Source organism: Hwangdonia lutea, assembly GCF_032814565.1.
GTDB classification, from domain to species: Bacteria; Bacteroidota; Bacteroidia; order Flavobacteriales; family Flavobacteriaceae; genus Hwangdonia; species Hwangdonia lutea.
This window is the reverse complement of the sequence record NZ_CP136521.1, coordinates 149,777-168,603: the sequence shown is the minus strand read 5'-3', so window position 1 is coordinate 168,603 and position 18,827 is coordinate 149,777. Positions and strand designations below refer to the sequence as shown.

Annotated in this window: 12 protein-coding genes and 2 rRNA genes; 2 read left to right on the top strand and 12 right to left on the bottom strand. The window is 38.8% G+C overall.

The features are described from left to right. Positions 1-26 precede the first annotated feature (26 nt). Both RNZ46_RS00780 and rrf read left to right on the top strand, forming a co-directional pair. A 23S ribosomal RNA gene (locus RNZ46_RS00780) occupies positions 27-2,851 on the top strand. Between the two features lie 135 nt (positions 2,852-2,986). Then, positions 2,987-3,094 (top strand): 5S ribosomal RNA (rrf, locus tag RNZ46_RS00775). A gap of 131 nt (positions 3,095-3,225) precedes the next feature. Here the strand turns inward: rrf and RNZ46_RS00770 are convergent. From RNZ46_RS00770 to RNZ46_RS00715, 12 genes are all read right to left on the bottom strand, one after another. Next, positions 3,226-4,173: a hypothetical protein gene (locus tag RNZ46_RS00770; protein ID WP_316983491.1), complete on the bottom strand. Its 948-nt coding sequence runs from the start codon at positions 4,171-4,173 to the stop codon at positions 3,226-3,228. A 15-nt stretch (positions 4,174-4,188) separates the two neighbouring features. Continuing rightward, positions 4,189-4,956, bottom strand: a complete 768-nt coding sequence (locus RNZ46_RS00765; RefSeq protein WP_316983490.1) for a hypothetical protein — start codon at positions 4,954-4,956, stop codon at positions 4,189-4,191. Further along, positions 4,907-5,203 (bottom strand): hypothetical protein, encoded by a 297-nt coding sequence (locus RNZ46_RS00760; protein WP_316983489.1) that lies wholly within the window; start codon positions 5,201-5,203, stop codon positions 4,907-4,909. The genes RNZ46_RS00765 and RNZ46_RS00760 overlap by 50 nt, the downstream gene beginning before the upstream one ends. Before the next feature lie 7 nt (positions 5,204-5,210). Then, entirely contained in the window at positions 5,211-5,669 is a 459-nt protein-coding gene (locus RNZ46_RS00755; RefSeq protein ID WP_316983488.1) for a T9SS type A sorting domain-containing protein, read from the bottom strand. Then, positions 5,666-8,920 carry a tail fiber domain-containing protein gene (locus tag RNZ46_RS00750; RefSeq protein ID WP_316983487.1) on the bottom strand — a complete coding sequence of 1,085 codons (3,255 nt, stop codon included), beginning with the start codon at positions 8,918-8,920 and terminating at the stop codon, positions 5,666-5,668. The genes RNZ46_RS00755 and RNZ46_RS00750 overlap by 4 nt, the downstream gene beginning before the upstream one ends. Positions 8,921-8,966: 46 nt before the next feature. Next, positions 8,967-9,707: a DUF4412 domain-containing protein gene (locus RNZ46_RS00745; protein WP_316983486.1), complete on the bottom strand. Its 741-nt coding sequence runs from the start codon at positions 9,705-9,707 to the stop codon at positions 8,967-8,969. A gap of 6 nt (positions 9,708-9,713) precedes the next feature. Beyond that, positions 9,714-10,616 carry a hypothetical protein gene (locus tag RNZ46_RS00740; protein WP_316983485.1) on the bottom strand — a complete coding sequence of 301 codons (903 nt, stop codon included), beginning with the start codon at positions 10,614-10,616 and terminating at the stop codon, positions 9,714-9,716. A 2-nt stretch (positions 10,617-10,618) separates the two neighbouring features. Next, on the bottom strand, positions 10,619-11,773 hold the full coding sequence (locus RNZ46_RS00735; protein WP_316983484.1) for a hypothetical protein: 1,155 nt from the start codon (positions 11,771-11,773) through the stop codon (positions 10,619-10,621). Positions 11,774-11,873: 100 nt separating this feature from the next. After that, a complete protein-coding gene (locus RNZ46_RS00730; RefSeq protein ID WP_316983483.1) occupies positions 11,874-12,023 on the bottom strand; it encodes a hypothetical protein in 150 nt (49 codons plus the stop codon). Positions 12,024-12,256: 233 nt separating this feature from the next. Further along, complete coding sequence (locus RNZ46_RS00725) at positions 12,257-13,105, bottom strand: T9SS type A sorting domain-containing protein (RefSeq protein ID WP_316983482.1); 849 nt, start codon at positions 13,103-13,105, stop codon at positions 12,257-12,259. Positions 13,106-13,117: 12 nt separating this feature from the next. Further along, positions 13,118-14,569 (bottom strand): SUMF1/EgtB/PvdO family nonheme iron enzyme, encoded by a 1,452-nt coding sequence (locus tag RNZ46_RS00720; protein ID WP_316983481.1) that lies wholly within the window; start codon positions 14,567-14,569, stop codon positions 13,118-13,120. A gap of 237 nt (positions 14,570-14,806) precedes the next feature. Further along, the gene (locus RNZ46_RS00715; RefSeq protein ID WP_316983480.1) at positions 14,807-18,757 is read right to left on the bottom strand and encodes a hybrid sensor histidine kinase/response regulator transcription factor; all 3,951 of its coding nucleotides are present in this window, start codon (positions 18,755-18,757) and stop codon (positions 14,807-14,809) included. Positions 18,758-18,827 lie beyond the last annotated feature (70 nt).

Genomic DNA, 18,827 nt, shown 5'->3' with positions numbered 1-18,827 from the left:
AAAACTCATTAAAAAAGCAAAAAGTACAATAAGCTAAATAAGAGCGTATGGGGAATGCCTAGGCTCTCAGAGGCGATGAAGGACGTGATAAGCTGCGAAAAGCTGCGGGGATCGGCACACACGATTTGATCCGCAGATATCCGAATGGGGCAACCCAGCATGTTGAAGACATGTTATCCGCAAGGAGGCGAACCCGGAGAACTGAAACATCTAAGTACCCGGAGGAGAAGAAAACAAAAGTGATTCCGTTAGTAGTGGCGAGCGAACGCGGATTAGCCCAAACCAACAATGTTACGGCATTGTTGGGGTTGTAGGACCACGACATTCGAAACACAATGAACTAGAACTGTTTGGAAAGACAGGCCATAGACGGTGATAGCCCGGTATAGGCAAAGCGTGCGTAGATAGTGGTATCCTGAGTAGTGCGGGACACGAGTAATCCTGTATGAAACCGTCGGGACCATCCGATAAGGCTAAATACTCCTGAGAGACCGATAGTGAACTAGTACCGTGAGGGAAAGGTGAAAAGAACCCTGAATAAGGGAGTGAAACAGAACCTGAAACCATACGCTTACAAGCGGTCGGAGCGGAATTTATTCTGTGACGGCGTGCCTTTTGCATAATGAGCCTACGAGTTACCGTTGCTAGCAAGGTTAAGGACTTCAGGTCCGGATCCGTAGCGAAAGCGAGTCTGAACAGGGCGCTTTAGTTAGTAGTGGTAGACGCGAAACCGTGTGATCTACCCATGGGCAGGGTGAAGCAGTGGTAACACACTGTGGAGGCCCGAACCGGTTGACGTTGAAAAGTCTTCGGATGACCTGTGGGTAGGGGTGAAAGGCCAATCAAACTCGGAAATAGCTCGTACTCCCCGAAATGCATTTAGGTGCAGCGTTGATTTATAGTTTTATAGAGGTAGAGCTACTGATTGGATGCGGGGGCTTCACCGCCTACCAATTCCTGACAAACTCCGAATGCTATAAAATGTTGATCAGCAGTGAGGGCATGGGTGCTAAGGTCCATGTCCGAGAGGGAAAGAACCCAGACCATCAGCTAAGGTCCCCAAATGTATGTTAAGTTGAATAAACGCGGTTGAACTGCTTTGACAGCTAGGATGTTGGCTTGGAAGCAGCCATTCATTTAAAGAGTGCGTAACAGCTCACTAGTCGAGCGGTTCGGCATGGATAATAATCGGGCATAAACATACTACCGAAGCTATGGACTTGAAAAAGTGGTAGGGGAGCATTGTAGTGTCGTCGAAGGTGTGCTGTGAGGCATGCTGGAGAAGCTACAAAAGAAAATGTAGGCATAAGTAACGATAATGCGGGCGAGAAACCCGCACTCCGAAAGACTAAGGTTTCCTCAGCTATGCTAATCAGCTGAGGGTTAGTCGGGACCTAACGCGAACCCGAAAGGGGTAGTGGATGGACAACAGGTCAATATTCCTGTACCTGCTCACGCTAAAAGTGACGGAGGCGTATATTTGGTGCGTGCTGACGGAATAGCACGTTGAAGGGAGCAGTAATGCCCCGATAGTACACTGAGGCTTCGGCCAAGGTGATAATCCAGAGAAGCGACTTCCAAGAAAAGCGAGTGAAGCAGCCCGTACCCTAAACCGACACAGGTAGTTGGGATGAGAATTCTAAGGAGCTCGAGAGATTCATGGTTAAGGAACTAGGCAAAATAGACGCGTAACTTCGGGAGAAGCGTCGCCCATCTTCAGATGGGCCGCAGTGAAAGAGTCCAGGCGACTGTTTATCAAAAACACAGGGCTATGCTAAATCGAAAGATGACGTATATGGCCTGACACCTGCCCGGTGCTGGAAGGTTAAGTGGAGATGTTAGCTTCGGCAAAGCATTCAAATGAAGCCCCAGTAAACGGCGGCCGTAACTATAACGGTCCTAAGGTAGCGAAATTCCTTGTCGGGTAAGTTCCGACCTGCACGAATGGTGCAACGATCTGGACACTGTCTCAACCATGAGCTCGGTGAAATTGTAGTAACGGTGAAGATGCCGTTTACCCGCTGTGGGACGAAAAGACCCCGTGCACCTTTACTATAGCTTAGTATTGGTTTTGGATAAGTAATGTGTAGGATAGGTGGGAGACTTTGAAGCGGCGTCGCCAGGCGTTGTGGAGTCATTGTTGAAATACCACCCTTTGCTTGTCTAGAGTCTAACCCTTCACAAAAGGGGACAGTGCTTGGTGGGTAGTTTGACTGGGGTGGTCGCCTCCAAAAGAGTAACGGAGGCTTCTAAAGGTTCCCTCAGCACGCTTGGTAACCGTGCGTAGAGTGCAATGGCATAAGGGAGCTTGACTGAGAGACCTACAAGTCGATCAGGTTGGAAACAAGAGCATAGTGATCCGGTGGTTCCGCATGGAAGGGCCATCGCTCAAAGGATAAAAGGTACGCCGGGGATAACAGGCTGATCTCCCCCAAGAGCTCATATCGACGGGGGGGTTTGGCACCTCGATGTCGGCTCGTCACATCCTGGGGCTGGAGAAGGTCCCAAGGGTTGGGCTGTTCGCCCATTAAAGTGGCACGCGAGCTGGGTTCAGAACGTCGTGAGACAGTTCGGTCTCTATCTACAGTGGGCGTTAGAAATTTGAGTGGATCTGACTCTAGTACGAGAGGACCGAGTTGGACCAACCTCTGGTGTACCTGTTGTCGCGCCAGCGGCATGGCAGGGTAGCTACGTTGGGAAGGGATAAGCGCTGAAAGCATATAAGCGCGAAACCCACCACAAGATGAGATTTCTTTAAAGGGTCGTGGGAGATGACCACGTCGATAGGCTACAGGTGTAAAGGCAGTAATGTCACAGCCGAGTAGTACTAATAACCCATAGGCTTATTGTACGCCTGTTTTTTTAGTAAGTACAAAACGGTTATTCATAGTTCATGTAGACTTTTTCAATATGTTAAGATATTTGTCCGTCCAAGGATGGACGCTGTATGCTGGAGGCTAAACGCCGATAGCGAACAGCTATAGCTTAAGGTGGTTATAGCGACGGGGCTCACCTCTTACCATTCCGAACAGAGAAGTTAAGCCCGTTAGCGCCGATGGTACTGCATTTGTGGGAGAGTAGGTCGTTGCCTTTTTTGAAGAGTCTGATTACAATACGTAGTCAGACTCTTTTTTTTGCCATAAACTTTATCATGTGAGATAATCTATAGAAAGTAAAAGGTATATAAGAAATACAATGAATAGATTTTTAGTACCATATTGTTGATTAATCTTTAACTTTAAAGGTTTTAAATAAACCTTTGCCCTTGGTATTGGGCACTTCAGAAATAAATGCATATTTACCAGGTTTTAAATCGGCATAGAAATAACCTGTGCTTCCAGCTGGCATATCATTAACTCCACCTAAAAAAGTAACGCCTTTTGGAACTGGGGTAATGAGTCCTTTTGGGTCTGACCAGTCCATCCATGCTTCTAGAGCATCTTCATTAACACCATTTTCTAACTTTACTAAATTTACATCGTGCTGCATAAAATTTTCGTGCTGTTTTTGGTCTTTATAAAAGACTGAAAATATTTGTTTACCCTTAGTAATGTTTTTATCATAAATTATCCCTTCGGCATTAGATACCTCAATATTTACAGTAGGTTCTGGAGGTGTATTACCGCTATCTTCTTCAAGCACAATGATAGGCTTAGCCATTCCCATAGAAGTATGAAACTTACCATTTGGCATTTTTACATAGCATTCCATGATGTAATAACCAGGATCCAACTTTACCGATGTAATTGCAGTGTGCTTTGGTGCAATCAATCCTGAACCACCCGAAAATACTATATCTCCAAACCATGCTGGCAATTTGCCAAAGGCAGCGAAACCTTCTTCTGGCTTACCTTGATTGATTAAATTCATGCCTTCTTCAAAAACCGGTGCAACATCAGTTATGGTATTGTCAATAGTTTTGCCTTCAGGGTATTTATCTAATAAAAAAAAGTGAGTTTCATTTGAAAGGTTTTGATATTTAAAGGTGTTCCACCCTGAGGGAATTGTATCTGTACATTGAAACTCCATGCTTCGTGTTATTATATCAATAACATTTGATGGATTTTTAGCTATATTATTTTTAATTGATTCTGTTTTTTTTTCATTTTTACAATTAAAAAAAATAGAAATGAGTGCAAGTAAAAAGATAACTGAATGTTTAAATGTTTTCATTATAAAATTTTAGTTTTAATTGTGATTAATTTTTAATATTAACTTATCGTTTTCATTATTAATTATTTTGGCTTTTGTATTGGTTAAGTTAAAAGTATCGCCAGATATAAATTGGTCACCAGGTATAAATTGGTCACCAGGTATAAATTGGTCTCCGGGTATAAATTGGTCTCCGGGTATAAATCTCTCATTTGTATCAATAGCTAAAACGGCTTTATTGGCAGGGAGTACCGAGTAGTTTCCGTATAATATTCCTTTATAAAAATTACTGTTAGGATACTTTTTGGCTACTATTTCCGGATCGTTCATAGTTTCTAAAAGCTCTATGTTTTTAACCCTGTTAGTTGTATTATCTACTATCATTATAATTTTTGTACCTTCATTAGGTTTTTGGATATTACTAATAATTTTAACATGGTTTATACCCACTTTTGCCTCAAAATGAGAATCATTAATACCTCCTCCAAATGAAATCATAGTGGGTTGCATTTTAAACTTCAAAAAGTTTAGTACCAAATTACCATCAAGAAAAACTTTGAGTTTGCCTGTTTTGCATTCTATTTTTACATGGCGCCAAACGGGCTCTAAAGTATATAAACCTTTCAAGAAGTTTTTAGCAGTACCCGGTTGTGGATGAGCCCAACTGGTTTCCAATCCATCACGTTTTAAAGTTATTGGCTTATAAGAAATGTTACCTTTTCCATAACCATATTGGCCTTCCCACAGTCTAATTTCAATACGTTGTCCGTAAATGGATGAAGTTTTTCCAAAAAAACATATCAAATTCTACAGTAAAATCATCGCCTAGATAGTTGTTGGTTTGCCCATTAACTATTGGTTTTATAATACCACCATGCATAATACTGATCATTTTGTTGCCATCTGCTTGATCTATTGATGCCATACCATTAATGACATCCCATTGGTTAGGAAATTCACCTAAAGGCTCTTTAGCCACATTGTCTTGGAATATTTGACCAAACGTTATCGAACAAAATAAGATTGTAAAAATTGAAGTTAGTGTTTTCATGGTTTTATTATTTAATTATTATTTTTTTTGTAATCTGCTTGTTGTCTGTAAATATTTTTAAAATGTATAATCCGGTTTGGAGATGATTGACGTTGATTTTTGATTTGCTTGTACTTAATACCTTGCTACCCAAAACATCATATATTTGAATAAAATTTAATGGAATGGTTGATTTTATGTTTATAAACTGGCTTACGGGATTGGGGTAGATTTTAATTGCATTTCCCGGTATGGTTTCATCATCTATCCCTAAACTTTTAAAAATGGAGTTATCGATAAAGCCTTCTGAAACCAAATGATTGCTTACACTGTATTCTTGAAGGTTTACTTCCCCAATGGTATATAGCATTTGCAAATTTCCATTTATGGAACTTGCGCCACCACTGTCGATACTAAATTTTACTATTGATTGTCCATAAATATGCATGGCAAAACAAAGCAGTACACTTGTTGTAAGCTTTTTCATTGTTGTTTGTTATTTAACGATTCGAGCTGTGTGATGCGGTAGTTCAAGTCTTTTACTTGCTCTATCTGCGCTGATAGTACATTAATTTCTTTATTTTGATTTTCAATAACAGCCTGTTGTTCTTGAATGGCCTTAATAAGAACAGGAATCAATTCGGTGTAATTAATGCTAAGGGTTTTGTTTTTGTCTTTGCCAATATCCACTATTTCATTTATAATGGGTTGAACATCTTGGGCTATTAAGCCGAAGGTTTTATCGGTTTCCTTGGGATTGCTTTTCCAATTGTATGCTACGGGGTTTAGTTTTAAAATGGTTTGCAAACCATAATCTAAATCAATAATGTTTGATTTTAACCTTCTATCTGAAGGCAAATCATAACTAAAAGCCAATATGTGGCCATTTGTGAAAACGGTCATGGCATTCGCTCTAAAGGTGCCTCCGGTACCATCACCAGTTCCGTTGCCAATTTGAAATAAAACGTCTGGACGAATATCATTATATTCTCCAATAACCAAACTGCTTTGGCCATCGGCAATGGTACCCAGTCCCATGGCTACTGAATAATCGCCATAAGCATCCGTATTAGACCCAAATGCTGCCGAGTAACTGCCGTTTCCAATGGTTGAACTCCCAGATGCGAACGAGTAATCGCCGTGAGCCGTAGTGCCAACACCCATGGCTGTTGAAAAATCGCCAGTGGCATTGGTATTAGTGCCCATGGCTGTAGCGTAAAGGCCAGAAGCCGTGGTAAGGTTACCCAGAGCGGTGGAAACTATGCCCGATGCCATGGTATTTGCACCCAATGCTGTTGCAAAATTAGCACTGGCAGTGGTGTTTGTTCCAATTGAAACTGCCCCTTGCTTGGTTGCAGAATTGTCTTTTCCTAAAGCAAAAGCATAATCACCAGAAGCTTCAGAATTGTAGCCCATGGCCGTTGACCAATCGCCAGATGCTAAAGCGCTAAACCCAAAAGCGGTAGAACCGGCACCGTTTGCTTGTGATTGGCTGCCCAATGCGGTTGAATAAGCTCCTGTGGCTTGGGTAGAAAACCCCAGAGCTGTTGAGCTATTTCCGCTAGCTTCTGTACTAGACCCTGCGGCAAAGGCTCTACTTCCTAAGGCCCCTGCACTAAAAGAGGTCGTAGTGCTTGTGCTTAAATCAACTGCATTTAAACCAATTTGGCCATAATTATTAGGGTCGCGGCCACTAATTCGGTACCCTATGCCATTCCCTTCGTCAAGCGCTGCTAAACCTCCGCCGTACGTAGCATCGGCATATTCTTTTGTAATGAGTGCTTTGGCATTTGTAATTTCGTTTATATCGAAACTTGGAGCAGTGATTACCCCATCAAAATTTACCGTAAACGCATTAGATCTTCCGGATGAATTGCCATTACCTACTTGAAACAATACGTTTGTTGCCGTTGTGTTATCATTAAGTCTGCCCACGACAGTGCTAAATTGATCATCGGCTATGGTTTCAAACCCCATAGAAGTAGCACTAAATCCGGACGCCGTGGTAAAATTACCAAAGGCCGTTGCAGCAAAATTGGTGGCGTGTGTTTTATAACCTGTGGTAAAGGTAGAGCTACCACTGGCTCCAAGGTTTAAAGCAGCATCGGGGTTCGTGCTTAAATCTACTGCGTTTTGACCTATGTTGTCATAATTATTTGGGTCTTTATTAATTAGTCGCCATCCTAAGCCATTACCTTCATCAATGGCTTCAAGACCTGTTGAACCTCCAGTACCTCCAGAATAATTGGCATCGGCGTATTCTTTTGTGATTAGTGCTTTGGCATCTGTAATTTCAGAGATATCGAAGGTTGGTGCCGTAATCGTGCCGTTTTTCAATATTGTTAAAGCATTAGACCTAAAGTTGTCGTTGCCGTTTCCAATTTCGAACAATGGATCTGTATCCACCCAAGCGTCTGGGTCGCCACCTCCTAAATTCCTGTTACCAAATGCTGTTGACTTATAGGCATCGGCCCAAGTGCCGTAGCCATAAGAAAAAGTAGTATAGCCAATAGCTCTACTGCTAAAACCACCGGCGAAGGAAAAAATGTTAGATGCTATATTTCTGTTACCAAGAGCAAATGAATAGTTCCCTGTTGCTCCATATTCTGATGATGGAGCAAAACCATCACTTAAATCGATGGCACCTCTGCCTATGTTACCGTGGTTGGCAGGGTCTCTTCCTTTTAAACGCCAGCCACTGCCGTTGCCTTCATCAATAGCTTCAAGACCGGTGGAAGAACCTCCCGAACCACCAGAATAATTGGCATCGGCATATTCTTTTGTAATAAGGGCCTTATCGTCGGTAATTTCATTGATATCAAAACTAGGTGCTGTAATTGTACCATTTCTTAAAACTGTTAAAGCATTTCTTCGAATATCGTTGGTGCCATCAATATATTGTCCGTTCCCAATTTCGAAAAGAGGATCGGTTGATGCGGCCAATAATGGATCGCCGCCACCAACATTGTATAGCCCTATGGCTGTTGAATTAGGAGCTTCGGCTCTTGTGCCTATACCCATAGCCGTTGAGGAGTGCCCCGAAGCTATTGTACTTGCGCCCATAGCGGTTGCTTGAGCCTGTGATGCTATGGTACCTACACCCGATGCAAATGAACTCTGACCTGACGCCGTTGTATTTAGTCCAACAGCAGTTGCATAATTTCCCGTAGCGCCTTTAGTGATTGAAGGCGACCAGCTATAGCTTAAATCTACAGCGCCAATGGCGATTGGACCGTAGAAATCTTCAGGTCTGTCAATTAAGCGCCACCCAATACCTCCACCTTCATCAAGTTGTTCAAGTCCGCTATTGTTAGATTGTTCTGCAAACAAGGCATAAGGAACAACTTTAAATTCGGTAGTGCCCATATCTGTTAAACCCGAACCAGAATCGATACGGACTTTTAAAAAGCGGGAACCGAAAGTTCTTGTTGTTCTCCAATCTAATTGGTTGTAACCATCTTCAAATCCAGATAGCGGTGTGCCTTCGCCGATATTGACTATTACTATACCGTTGGCATCTGTACTCGTGGTGTGGGTTTCAGCATAAACCACATCTAAAAACTGTATTTCCGGTCCGTCTAGAATTGAAAACTCAATGGTTATATTTTGATTTATTAATGCATTGTTATTATTATCTTTAATTAAAGCTTTATAATTAATTCCCTTGCGTTGGGTAGGTTGGGAAAAACTTAAACCAGTAATAAAAAATGCGAGTAAAATAGTTGATATGTTTTTCATTGTGTTGAATTTTATTATTAATAGCATTTTACGTTTTAGGTCTTGACTAAAAGCCCATACCGAAACTCATAAATTGATAATCTTCTTTTTTTATCTCGGTCTTTTTTTCTTTAAGGCTTATGGCGGTCATTGTAAAACTTTGTTTCTTTTTCTTTTTGTGTTGGGCATTTATTTCCATGAGCAATGCATCTTCTTCAAGAACCTTTAATAATGCAGGGTCAAAACCTTTTGGATTGTTTTTGTTATTTGAGAAAGCAAAAAAGGCACTGAAGTTAACCGGTGCATCGAGCGTAAAATACACATTAGTAATAAAATCTGCATTTTCCATTTGCATGCCGTAACAGGTATAGCCCAATATGGTTTTTGTACCAATTTCCTTAAAGCTGTATTTCGGTTCTTTTTTACTGGATTTTTGGTCTTTTATTTTTGTCATTTGCGCCATGTTTTGGCCATTCATGTTCATAAACATGATTGAAATTTTTTCTTTTGAATCCATTACGATGCGCATCGTCCCTTTTCCTTTTAATTCTTTTGAAGACATTACCATCCCAAAATAGTTCTTGCTATTGGAATTAATGAGATAATCCATCTGCATGGGGTCGTTTTTTGCTGTTTTAATTTCGGTTTTAAATTCCCAGTCAAACGTGTAAGCATCGGGTAATTTTGATTCGTCTAATTTACCTTTGCCTAACAGGCCTTGCATAATTTTTTTTGTAGGATCTTGTGCTTTAACCGGCATGCTAAAAAAGAAGCATAATGTTATTAGTATTATAAATTTTGTTTTCATAATGAGTTAGTTTTTATTTTTTTGTTTGTCTTTTTTGTTGTGTTTCCATGGCTCCAAACCTTTTTCTAAAGGGATTAATTTTCCTAAAGGCCCGGGCATTAAAGATTTTTCGACGGCATCGGGAAGCTTCACATTTACGTTTTCGTACGAGAACACAAATTTTCCCGTGGGATGATCTTCTTCCTTTATTTGCGGATTGATTGTGTTTATGTATAATTCTGTTAACCTTTCTTGATTATCAAACAGGATATAGCTTCCAGGATATTCGGCATCGTTATAGCTGAATTTTGTACAGTTATCAGAGCCGTTGCACTTGGTTTTAGTTTCGGTGTAATAGTCGTTGTCTTTAAAATGATGGGGTTTGTATATGAATGCCATTTCTAAAACCATAAAACTGAGAGCCAAGTCTTTTTCTTCCAAAGCTTGAAAAGCTTCGAGGTAAGGTTCTTGAGGCAGTTTATAAGCTTGTGGTATCATACCGGCCATCATAAAACCCAACATTCCCGAGGAGGCTAAAGTTCTTTTTTCGTATTGTCCTATCTCAGTATTGTATCCGTATATAAATCCTTTGCGGTCTTGAAAAAGCGGTTTTTCAGAATTGCCCGCAACTTCGGTACGCATGGCTATGGTTTCAGCATCAAAGTATTGGGTATGCACCACGGCATCGCTATCGTGGTAGAGTTTCATAATCAAATCGGTAGTAAAGAAATCTTTGGCCGAATTTATAACAAGCTCTTCCGCTTCGTAAGATGTGGTTCTATATTTTGCATTATCAGATGTGTCAAGAGATACTTCTCTGGTTTCGTACCCTTTTTCTTTGGCTCTTTTTTTTAACTCGTCTAATAGCTGTGCTTGCGTTTGTAACCCAGAAAAAAGCAGTAGCACTATTAAAATTAATTTAGGTTTCATAACTATTCTACTTTTAAGAGAACTTTATTGTTTTTTGTAGCTAGTATTTTTGCTTTTATGATTCTCATATTAAACTGATCTCCAGGAAGGAATTGCTTGTCTTTAATGAACTGATCCCCCGGTAAGAAAGGTGGGTCGTCAGGAAAAAATTGATCACCCGGAAGGAACTGATCACCTGGTAGATACTGATCACCAGGTAGATATTGGTCTCCTGGAAGAAACTGGTCTCCTGGTAAAAATTGGTCTCCAGGAAGAAACTGATCCCCGGGTAAATACGCTTTTGAGGTATTAATAGAAATCGCAGAATTTTTTAAAGGTTGTACCACATAATCGCCATATAAAATGCCCAAACGGAAACTGCTGTTTGGATATTTTGCATTAACAAGCTCAGCATTTTGCATGCTCTCAAACAATTCTATATTTTGTACATGGTTGGTTTCTTTATTTATAACCAGGACTATTTTTGTGCCTGCTTGATTTGGTTTAGATGATTTGATACCGGTTAGTTTAACGTTTTTTATAGCTCGAACAAAAGAATTGCCAGTCTCTACGGTTTCACCTCCAATGGTAACGATGGCAGGTTTGAATTTGTACTTTGGCACATTAATTATCTGGTTCCCATCAATAAATACTTTTAATGAACCTTTATTAAAATGTATTGCAATAAAGCGCCAAGTGGCTTCTTTTTTTTGGGCATGATCATTGTTAAAGACATTGTGAGCTATATTTCTCTTGTTTATTTCATCATTGCCATAAAGATAAGCGCCATGTCTAAAAATTTTGACAGGGCCGTACCATCCTTTTCCAATACTGTTTTCGAAGATAATTCGATCACTGCTATCCCAAAACCGAATACTATAATGTTGTTCGGTAGGGCCTTTTAGAACCCCATTAAAATAAGCTTCAAATTCTAATGTAAATGAATCGGCTAAGTAGTTTTTACTGTTTAATAACGGTGTAATTATAGCACCATTTGATAATGAAATTACTTTCTCGCCTTGAAACGTGTCAATTTGAGCAGATCCTTTTATTAAGTCCCAATTTTTTGGGAAATCACCATCTGTTTCATTACTTGGGTTGTCTTGAAAATTCTGTGAATAACCGATTCCAATAGTTAGAAATAGTATAATTAAGGTACGTATTTGTTTTGTTTTCATTACCATAGTTTTAAAGAAATTATTTGATTTAAAATTGAAAAGGAAACAACGCCAACTGTTGTTTTTGTTATTTCCTTTTGCACACTGATTAATAGCGTCTTTATATGTTTTTATTCAGCTTGATTGATTTTATTACTTTGTTTTTAAGCGTAATGTTAAGTTTGTAATGCCCGTTTTTTAAATGGTCTATACTTAAAAATATAGGCTGTTCTTTATGGTCGTTTTCGGTTATTTTAGTTTGCTTAGGCATTATTTAATAACTAAAGGGGAAAAGTTAAACTATTACATAACACGCTAATTGATGTTGTTTTGCGATGTAAAATTATAGAGAAGCCACTTTATGGGATGCTATATATGTAACAAAACATAGCACATTTGTAACATTGGGCTGCGATTTTATATTATGTGCATCTATAATCGTTTGTTCTCTGGTTAGGGCTGATATTTTTGTTTTCTGAGGAATCATATTAAGGAATAAGTAAATTATTTTTTCACGATAAGTTTTTTGCTCACAGCGCCTGTTTCAGAAAGTATATTTATTAGGTAAATACCATCTGGCAGATGGCTTACGTTCAATTGGTTTTTGTTTGATAATTTAGTTTCAATCTTTTTTCCCGATATATCATATAAATCTACAGCTTTAATCACGATGCCTTTACCGGGTTTAATGTTAACCAAATGGCTTGCGGGATTAGGGTATAGTAGTACCTCCATTTCAATCAACTGTTCCACTACATCTAGAGTCAGTGCGGTTGTTAGCATATCGGTATCAAAACCATCGCCGTTTCCGCCGTGATAAAGCATCAGCATAACACCCGATAAATACGTGTCAGATTTCAACAAATTAGCAAAACCATCTCCATGTCCGCCGTTAAAAATTTCAGCGATAAAACCTTTAAGAAATGTGCCGTTTAATACTTCGGCATCATACCCGTCGCCTGAGTTGCCAATATATAAAGCGGTTAAATTCTGTCCGTTAAGAACGGATTGTAGGTTATTTTTGGAGAAGCCATCACCAAACTTTCCGCCATACATTTTATTAATATTACTACCGGTTATTGTGCTGGATGCCACATTAATGGAAAACCCATCTCCCGAACTTCCGTGGAAAATTGTAAAGAGCTGATCGATGAGCAACCCTTGATTTTTATCCACATTGAAGCCATCGCCAAAACCACCTTGATAAAGCACCGCAAATGAAGCTATTTCTCCATTAAGGCGGCTACCATGTAATGGCGAGGTATCGCTTCCTTCGTTAGCGCCACCTGCAAATTGCGCATTTGTAAACGGGCTAATACAGACAGCACATAGTATTATAAATAGGTGTTTCATGGTTTTTGGATATTAATCTTCTGTGCGACTGCCACGGAAGCCTAACCTAGAATTGCCATTTATTATAACATTGGCGGCATCATATCTATCGGATACTCTTATATACAGCGTACCGTTTGCATAAGATCCGCCCCTGTAGCCTATGCCCGTAGGGGTTGTAGGCCAGGAGCTTACATTGGCGTTTCCGGCTGTTGTAAGTACGCCGTCGCCATGTGTACCGGTAAAGGCCCTGCCTTCGGGAAGTCCAACGGTTATGCAGCGTTCGTACAGATTTCCTGATAATTCCATGATGCCATAATAGCTCCCGCCGGTTTCCTCCCTGGTTTTGTTTATGGCACTGGCCGCTAAAATGCCACAGCGTTTGGGGCCGCTTGGCGTGCCATTTGTTTCAGTATAGATGGCGTTTCCGGTAGCTGCTTCCGGATTGGTTACCAACTCAGTGGGTTGGGATTCGTTGATATAGGTATATGTACTGGAGGCAATATTTGGATTACCCCAAGCAAATTCGTTTGCTTTTGGAGCAATAGGGCCCCTGCAGGCTTTTTCGTATTCCAGTTCGGTTATGTGCCTTAGGCCTGCCCAATCCAAATAAGCCAAAGTAGATACCGCATCGACGTAGTTTAAAGCGATATCTGGACTTGTCGTTGTGGCACTGCCAGCTTCCCATGAAATGGTGTTTCTTGCAGTTTCGGTGTCTGAATTTTTTCCTGTTGGGCCCGTAATGTCATTATTTATTTTTTGGGTATCGGTAAGCGTGTTAAAAAAACTTACCCACTGGCCTTGGCTTACTTCATATTTCATACAGTAAAAGGCGTTGTACCCTTTTGGGAATGTAGCAGGTATAGGCCCTAGCCGGTCTCCAGCATTGGAGCCACTCGGTTGCCCATAATACAGGTTGCCAACACCGGTAGCAACTGTAATGGCATTTTCTGAAGCTATGTTATAAGGAACAATTGTAAGAAAGGAGTAGAATTTGCCAAATTCATTCCCTGTACTGCCCCCAACCGAAAACTCACCTTGGGGAACATATACCATTTCTATGGCAAATACCTGAATGTCAATAATATCGTTGGTGTCTATAGATCCATAGTCCCATCGCAAGCGCATATTTTGCAGGTTGATATTGCCACTGCCGTCGCTATCTCTATATACAAAGGCGCCAACACCATCGTTGGTTACATCAATGGTGCTACCGCTTGCGGTAACAAAATCGGTTTGTGCCAATTGAGCATGTGCCCAATTACCGCTATTTACGCGGTATTTAATAAATACCCAGGCGGCGTCCCAGTTGGAAGGTCCAGCACTAATTCGCCATGAATTTTCCCAACTCAGGTCAAATTCCACTTGCACCCAACTTTCGGTTTCGTTTAAGTTCTCCAAAGTAATATTGCTTACTGTTATGTTATTTCCCATGCACAAAAAAGAAAATAACAGGCCAAATAATAAAGTAAATCTTGTTTTCATAATGTAGTTTTTAAATGTACAATTTAGCCTGTAATGGCTGTTTTTTTTACATAATCGCATCTTAGTAATCAAGGGTACTAATTATTATAGTTTGCTTTTGAATAGTCCATTAAAAAACTATAACACAAAAAACTATAAACACCTTTTATTTTGCCCTGTAAAATTATAAGGAAAGTGTTTTGGGGCATGCCAAATATGTAACAAAACATAGCACATTTGTAACATAAATTGAATAATCTATATTTTGTTTATGTAATCGTTTGGGGTGCAGTGGTATGCTTTTTTAAAACATTTAATAAAGTAAGATGGTGTATTAAACCCAACCTGATAGGCAATTTCAGAGATGGTGTAATCTGATTTTTGTAAAAGTGATACGGCCATTTTTAAGCGTTGCGACCGTATAAAAGCCGTTGTGGTTAAACCTGTAAGGGCCACTAGTTTTCTGTGCAATTGCATGCGGCTAACCAGCATTAATTTGCTAAATTTGGCGGCATTAAAATCTGGGTTTGATAAATGTTCGTTTAAAACGCCTTCAATTTTATTCAGGAAATCCTCATCAAAAGTAGTGGTGGCTATGTCTTTGTTTTTTGAAATGTTATGTTGCGAGTAACGCGATTGTAAAGACTTCCTTAATTCAATTAAGTTTTCAATGCGCTTAATTAAAATTTTAGATTTAAAAGGTTTTGTAATAAAATCATCGGCACCGGCTTCAAGCCCTTTTAATTCGTTTTCCTCACCAACTTTTGCCGTAAGTAGTATAATGGGAATATGACTTGTAAGCATGTTGTTTTTTAAGCTATGGCATAATTCGATGCCATTGGTAACGGGCATCATAATATCGCTAATAATAATATCTGGAATGGTTTCGAGCGCTTTTTTTATTCCTATTTTTCCGTTGGAGGCTTTTATTATTTTATAATTGGGTTCTAAAATAGACGCTATGTATTGCCTTACGTTTTTATCATCTTCTACAATTAATAAAACTGGTTTTTCAGAAGATTCGTTCGTGTTTTCAGAAAGTTCGTTACTAATTTCAGAAGATTGCTGCTTTGTAATATTGTTTTTGTCGGGTGTAATATCCTCTTTATTAAAAGCCTCTTTATTAATGGGAAGCGTTACGGTAAATTGAATTTCATCTTTATTAACCGTACTGGTTACCAACGAACCATGGGTTAAAGCAACCAGTTCCTTAACCAAAGCCAGCCCAATACCTACACCGTCTGCATTCGAATTTACTTGATAAAAGCGGGTGAATAGTTTACTTAAATCCTCTGGTTTAATGGTACTTCCGCTATTTATAATGGTAAGTATGGCGTAATTGTTTTGTTGCTCTGTATTGAAATAAATATGCCCATTTTTAGGGGTGTATTTTACCGCATTGGCCAGCAGATTAGTTACAATTTTTTCAACAATATCTTTGTCAAACCATGCTTTTGAAATATTTGAAATGTTTGTTTTAAAATGCAAACCTTTTTTTTCGGCTCTATACTGAAAAGACGATGCGATCTGCTTTAATAGAATGCTCAAATTATCGTTTTCAACATTTAATTTTAAATGACCGGTTTCTAATTTTGCCAAATCCATTAATTGATTCACCAAATTTAAAAGACGTTTAGCGTTTCGATGGATAAGCGACAGTTCTTTTTTATCGGCGCTGCCAATGTTTTTTTTTGCCAGTTGATTTTCGGTTGGGCCTAAAATTAGGGTTAACGGTGTTCTAAATTCGTGTGAAATATTGGTGTAGAGTTTGGTTTTAAATTCATCTAAATCCTTTAATCTATTGGTTTCAGCGTGCTCCAACTCCAATTGAAGCTTTAGTTGCCAGCGCCATTTAAAGTATTTGTAGGTTAAAAATAGAATCAACAATAAAAGTAATCCATAGATAACCTTAGCAGTGGTATTTATATACCAAGGTTTTAAAATGGTAAATGCGTATGTTGCCGGAACTTCGTTCCAAACACCATCATAATTACTGGAAATTACCTTAAACACATAATCGTTAGGAGGTAAATTGGTGTAATGGGCTGTATTCGTATTGTTTGAATCCGACCAATCCGTATCATGGTTTTCTAATTTGTACTTATATAAATTACGTTCGGGTTGCGAATAATGAAGGCTTGAGAATGTAAAGGTTACCGTGTTTTGGTTATACTTATAGGTTTTGTTTTGAATGAGGGGTTGGTTCTTATTATAAATTTCGAAGGTTGAAATTATGGTTTTTGGCTTTACCTTATTAAATGATATTTGATTTGGATGAAACCAATTTACGCCTTCTAGACCGCCAAAATAAAGGGTGCCATTTGGCGATTTAAAATAAGCCCCGGTATTAAACTCCAAAGCCTGTAAACCATCATAATTGTTGTAGTTTTCAACAATTATAGTTTCTGGGTTTTGGGTTAAGCTAAACTTGGTTAACCCACCATTGCTGCTTAACCAAAGGTTGTTGTTATCATCTGGTAAAATACCATAAATAACATTATTGGGTAAACCGTTTTCTGTAGTGAATACGGATGTTTTGTGTAATTTTGTGTGGTATTGCTTAAGTCCTCTACCTGCCGTTCCAATCCATAAAACACCATCTTTAAACAATAACGATTTAATAGGACCATTAATACCTTTAAGTTTTTCAATGTGTTTTGTTGATAGGTTTAGTTTAAAAACGCCTTGGTTTTCGGTGCCCAACCAAAGTTCGTTTAAATTGCCTCGAACGACTGTTTTTATATTGTTTGAGGTTAATGCCGAATTGTTAATATTGTATTTTTCTACAATGCCTTTATTTTTATCAAAAAGAACCAAGCCGTTTTTTTCTGTACATAGCCATGTTTGTTCTGGTGTCTCGGGTAGCAAATGCCAAATGGAATAGTTCGAAATTTCTGGAAAATACTTAAAACGTCCCGATGGTTCCATAATATTTAGCCCAAATACCTGATGGCCAATCCACAGGGATTCGTTATAATATGACAAACTAATAATCCGATTACTTGCAATATCAGAGTTGCTTGTTGATATGGTTTTGTAAATGTTTTTATTGTTATTAACAAATGTTAAGCCTTTTCCAGAAGTGCCAACCCACATGTTTCCGTGGGGGTCTGTGCAAATACTTCGTACCACATCTATATTTACCGATTTCGGCATTTGTTTATTGGTAAGCACATTAAATTTTACCAAATGCTCATCATAATAATTAGCGCCAGCACCATCGGTTCCCAACCAAATCACACCTGTGTTATCTTCATACAGCGATAATATATCATTGTATTGAATGGCAAACGGATTCGTTTTGTTCTCTAAAAAATTGGTGGTTTTATTTTGTTTGAAGTCAACCAAATAAGCGCCGTGGCCATAGGTTGCTATCCACAACCGGTCCTTATCGTCAACCAAAAGATTTTGAATATTCAAACTATTAGGAATCGATATACTGGCATCATTTGTAAAAGGATAAACTATATCTTCTTGCACGTTTTTATAATATAAGCCTTTGCTGTAACTGCCAATCCAAAGGGTGCCGTCTTGAGTTTGGGCAATCGCACTATAATTGGTAGTATTTGCATCATGGTGCTGGGTTAAGTTTTTATAGTTGTTATTTTTATTTAAGCTTAAAATAGCACCCGATGTCGCTACAATTATTTCATCATTTATTTGATGGAACGCATTAATCGTTCTAGGTATATCAATCGGATTTAAAAGTTGAATGGTATCTTTTGATATGGCATTAATTTTAAACAATCCACTGCCATAAGTGCCTACATAGGTATTATGGTTTTCATCTTGAAAAATGGTAGATACATTACTAAACCGTTCAATTGCTTTAAAGCTATCAGTATTCGGCATATAAAGTTCCAGTTTTCCTGAATTGGTAATTATCCAGAACTTATTTTTTTTGTCAATATATAGTTTACCCAAGCGGCTATAGGTTGGCCTTGTAATATCTTCAAATTGTTTGTTGTAAATTTTGAACGAACGTCCATTGTATTTGTTTAGACCATCTTGGGTTGCAAACCACATATAGCCAATACTATCTTGAGCTATGCTAATTACGCTATTTTGAGAAAGTCCATCTTTTATAGATAATTGACTGTACGCTATTTGTTTTTTAATTTCAGGGTTTAGCGAGTCTGCCTTTAAATTATTCTGAGCGCTTAAGTTTTGCAACAAGCAAACAAACAAAATGGACAAAACAAGTTTCAATTAAATAAGGTATTGGTTAATAGCTACTTGTAAAGTTAGTAAAGAATTTCTTTAAACCAAAAAAGGAATT

Excerpts from the sequence above, each read along its gene's own strand:
- RNZ46_RS00770 (WP_316983491.1), bottom strand. The coding sequence starts at position 4,173 with ATGAAAACATTTAAACATTCAGTTATCTTTTTACTTGCACTCATTTCT.
- RNZ46_RS00760 (WP_316983489.1), bottom strand. The coding sequence starts at position 5,203 with ATGAAAACACTAACTTCAATTTTTACAATCTTATTTTGTTCGATAACG.
- RNZ46_RS00755 (WP_316983488.1), bottom strand. The coding sequence starts at position 5,669 with ATGAAAAAGCTTACAACAAGTGTACTGCTTTGTTTTGCCATGCATATT.
- RNZ46_RS00750 (WP_316983487.1), bottom strand. The coding sequence starts at position 8,920 with ATGAAAAACATATCAACTATTTTACTCGCATTTTTTATTACTGGTTTA.
- RNZ46_RS00745 (WP_316983486.1), bottom strand. The coding sequence starts at position 9,707 with ATGAAAACAAAATTTATAATACTAATAACATTATGCTTCTTTTTTAGC.
- RNZ46_RS00740 (WP_316983485.1), bottom strand. The coding sequence starts at position 10,616 with ATGAAACCTAAATTAATTTTAATAGTGCTACTGCTTTTTTCTGGGTTA.
- RNZ46_RS00735 (WP_316983484.1), bottom strand. The coding sequence starts at position 11,773 with ATGAAAACAAAACAAATACGTACCTTAATTATACTATTTCTAACTATT.
- RNZ46_RS00730 (WP_316983483.1), bottom strand. The coding sequence starts at position 12,023 with ATGCCTAAGCAAACTAAAATAACCGAAAACGACCATAAAGAACAGCCT.
- RNZ46_RS00725 (WP_316983482.1), bottom strand. The coding sequence starts at position 13,105 with ATGAAACACCTATTTATAATACTATGTGCTGTCTGTATTAGCCCGTTT.
- RNZ46_RS00720 (WP_316983481.1), bottom strand. The coding sequence starts at position 14,569 with ATGAAAACAAGATTTACTTTATTATTTGGCCTGTTATTTTCTTTTTTG.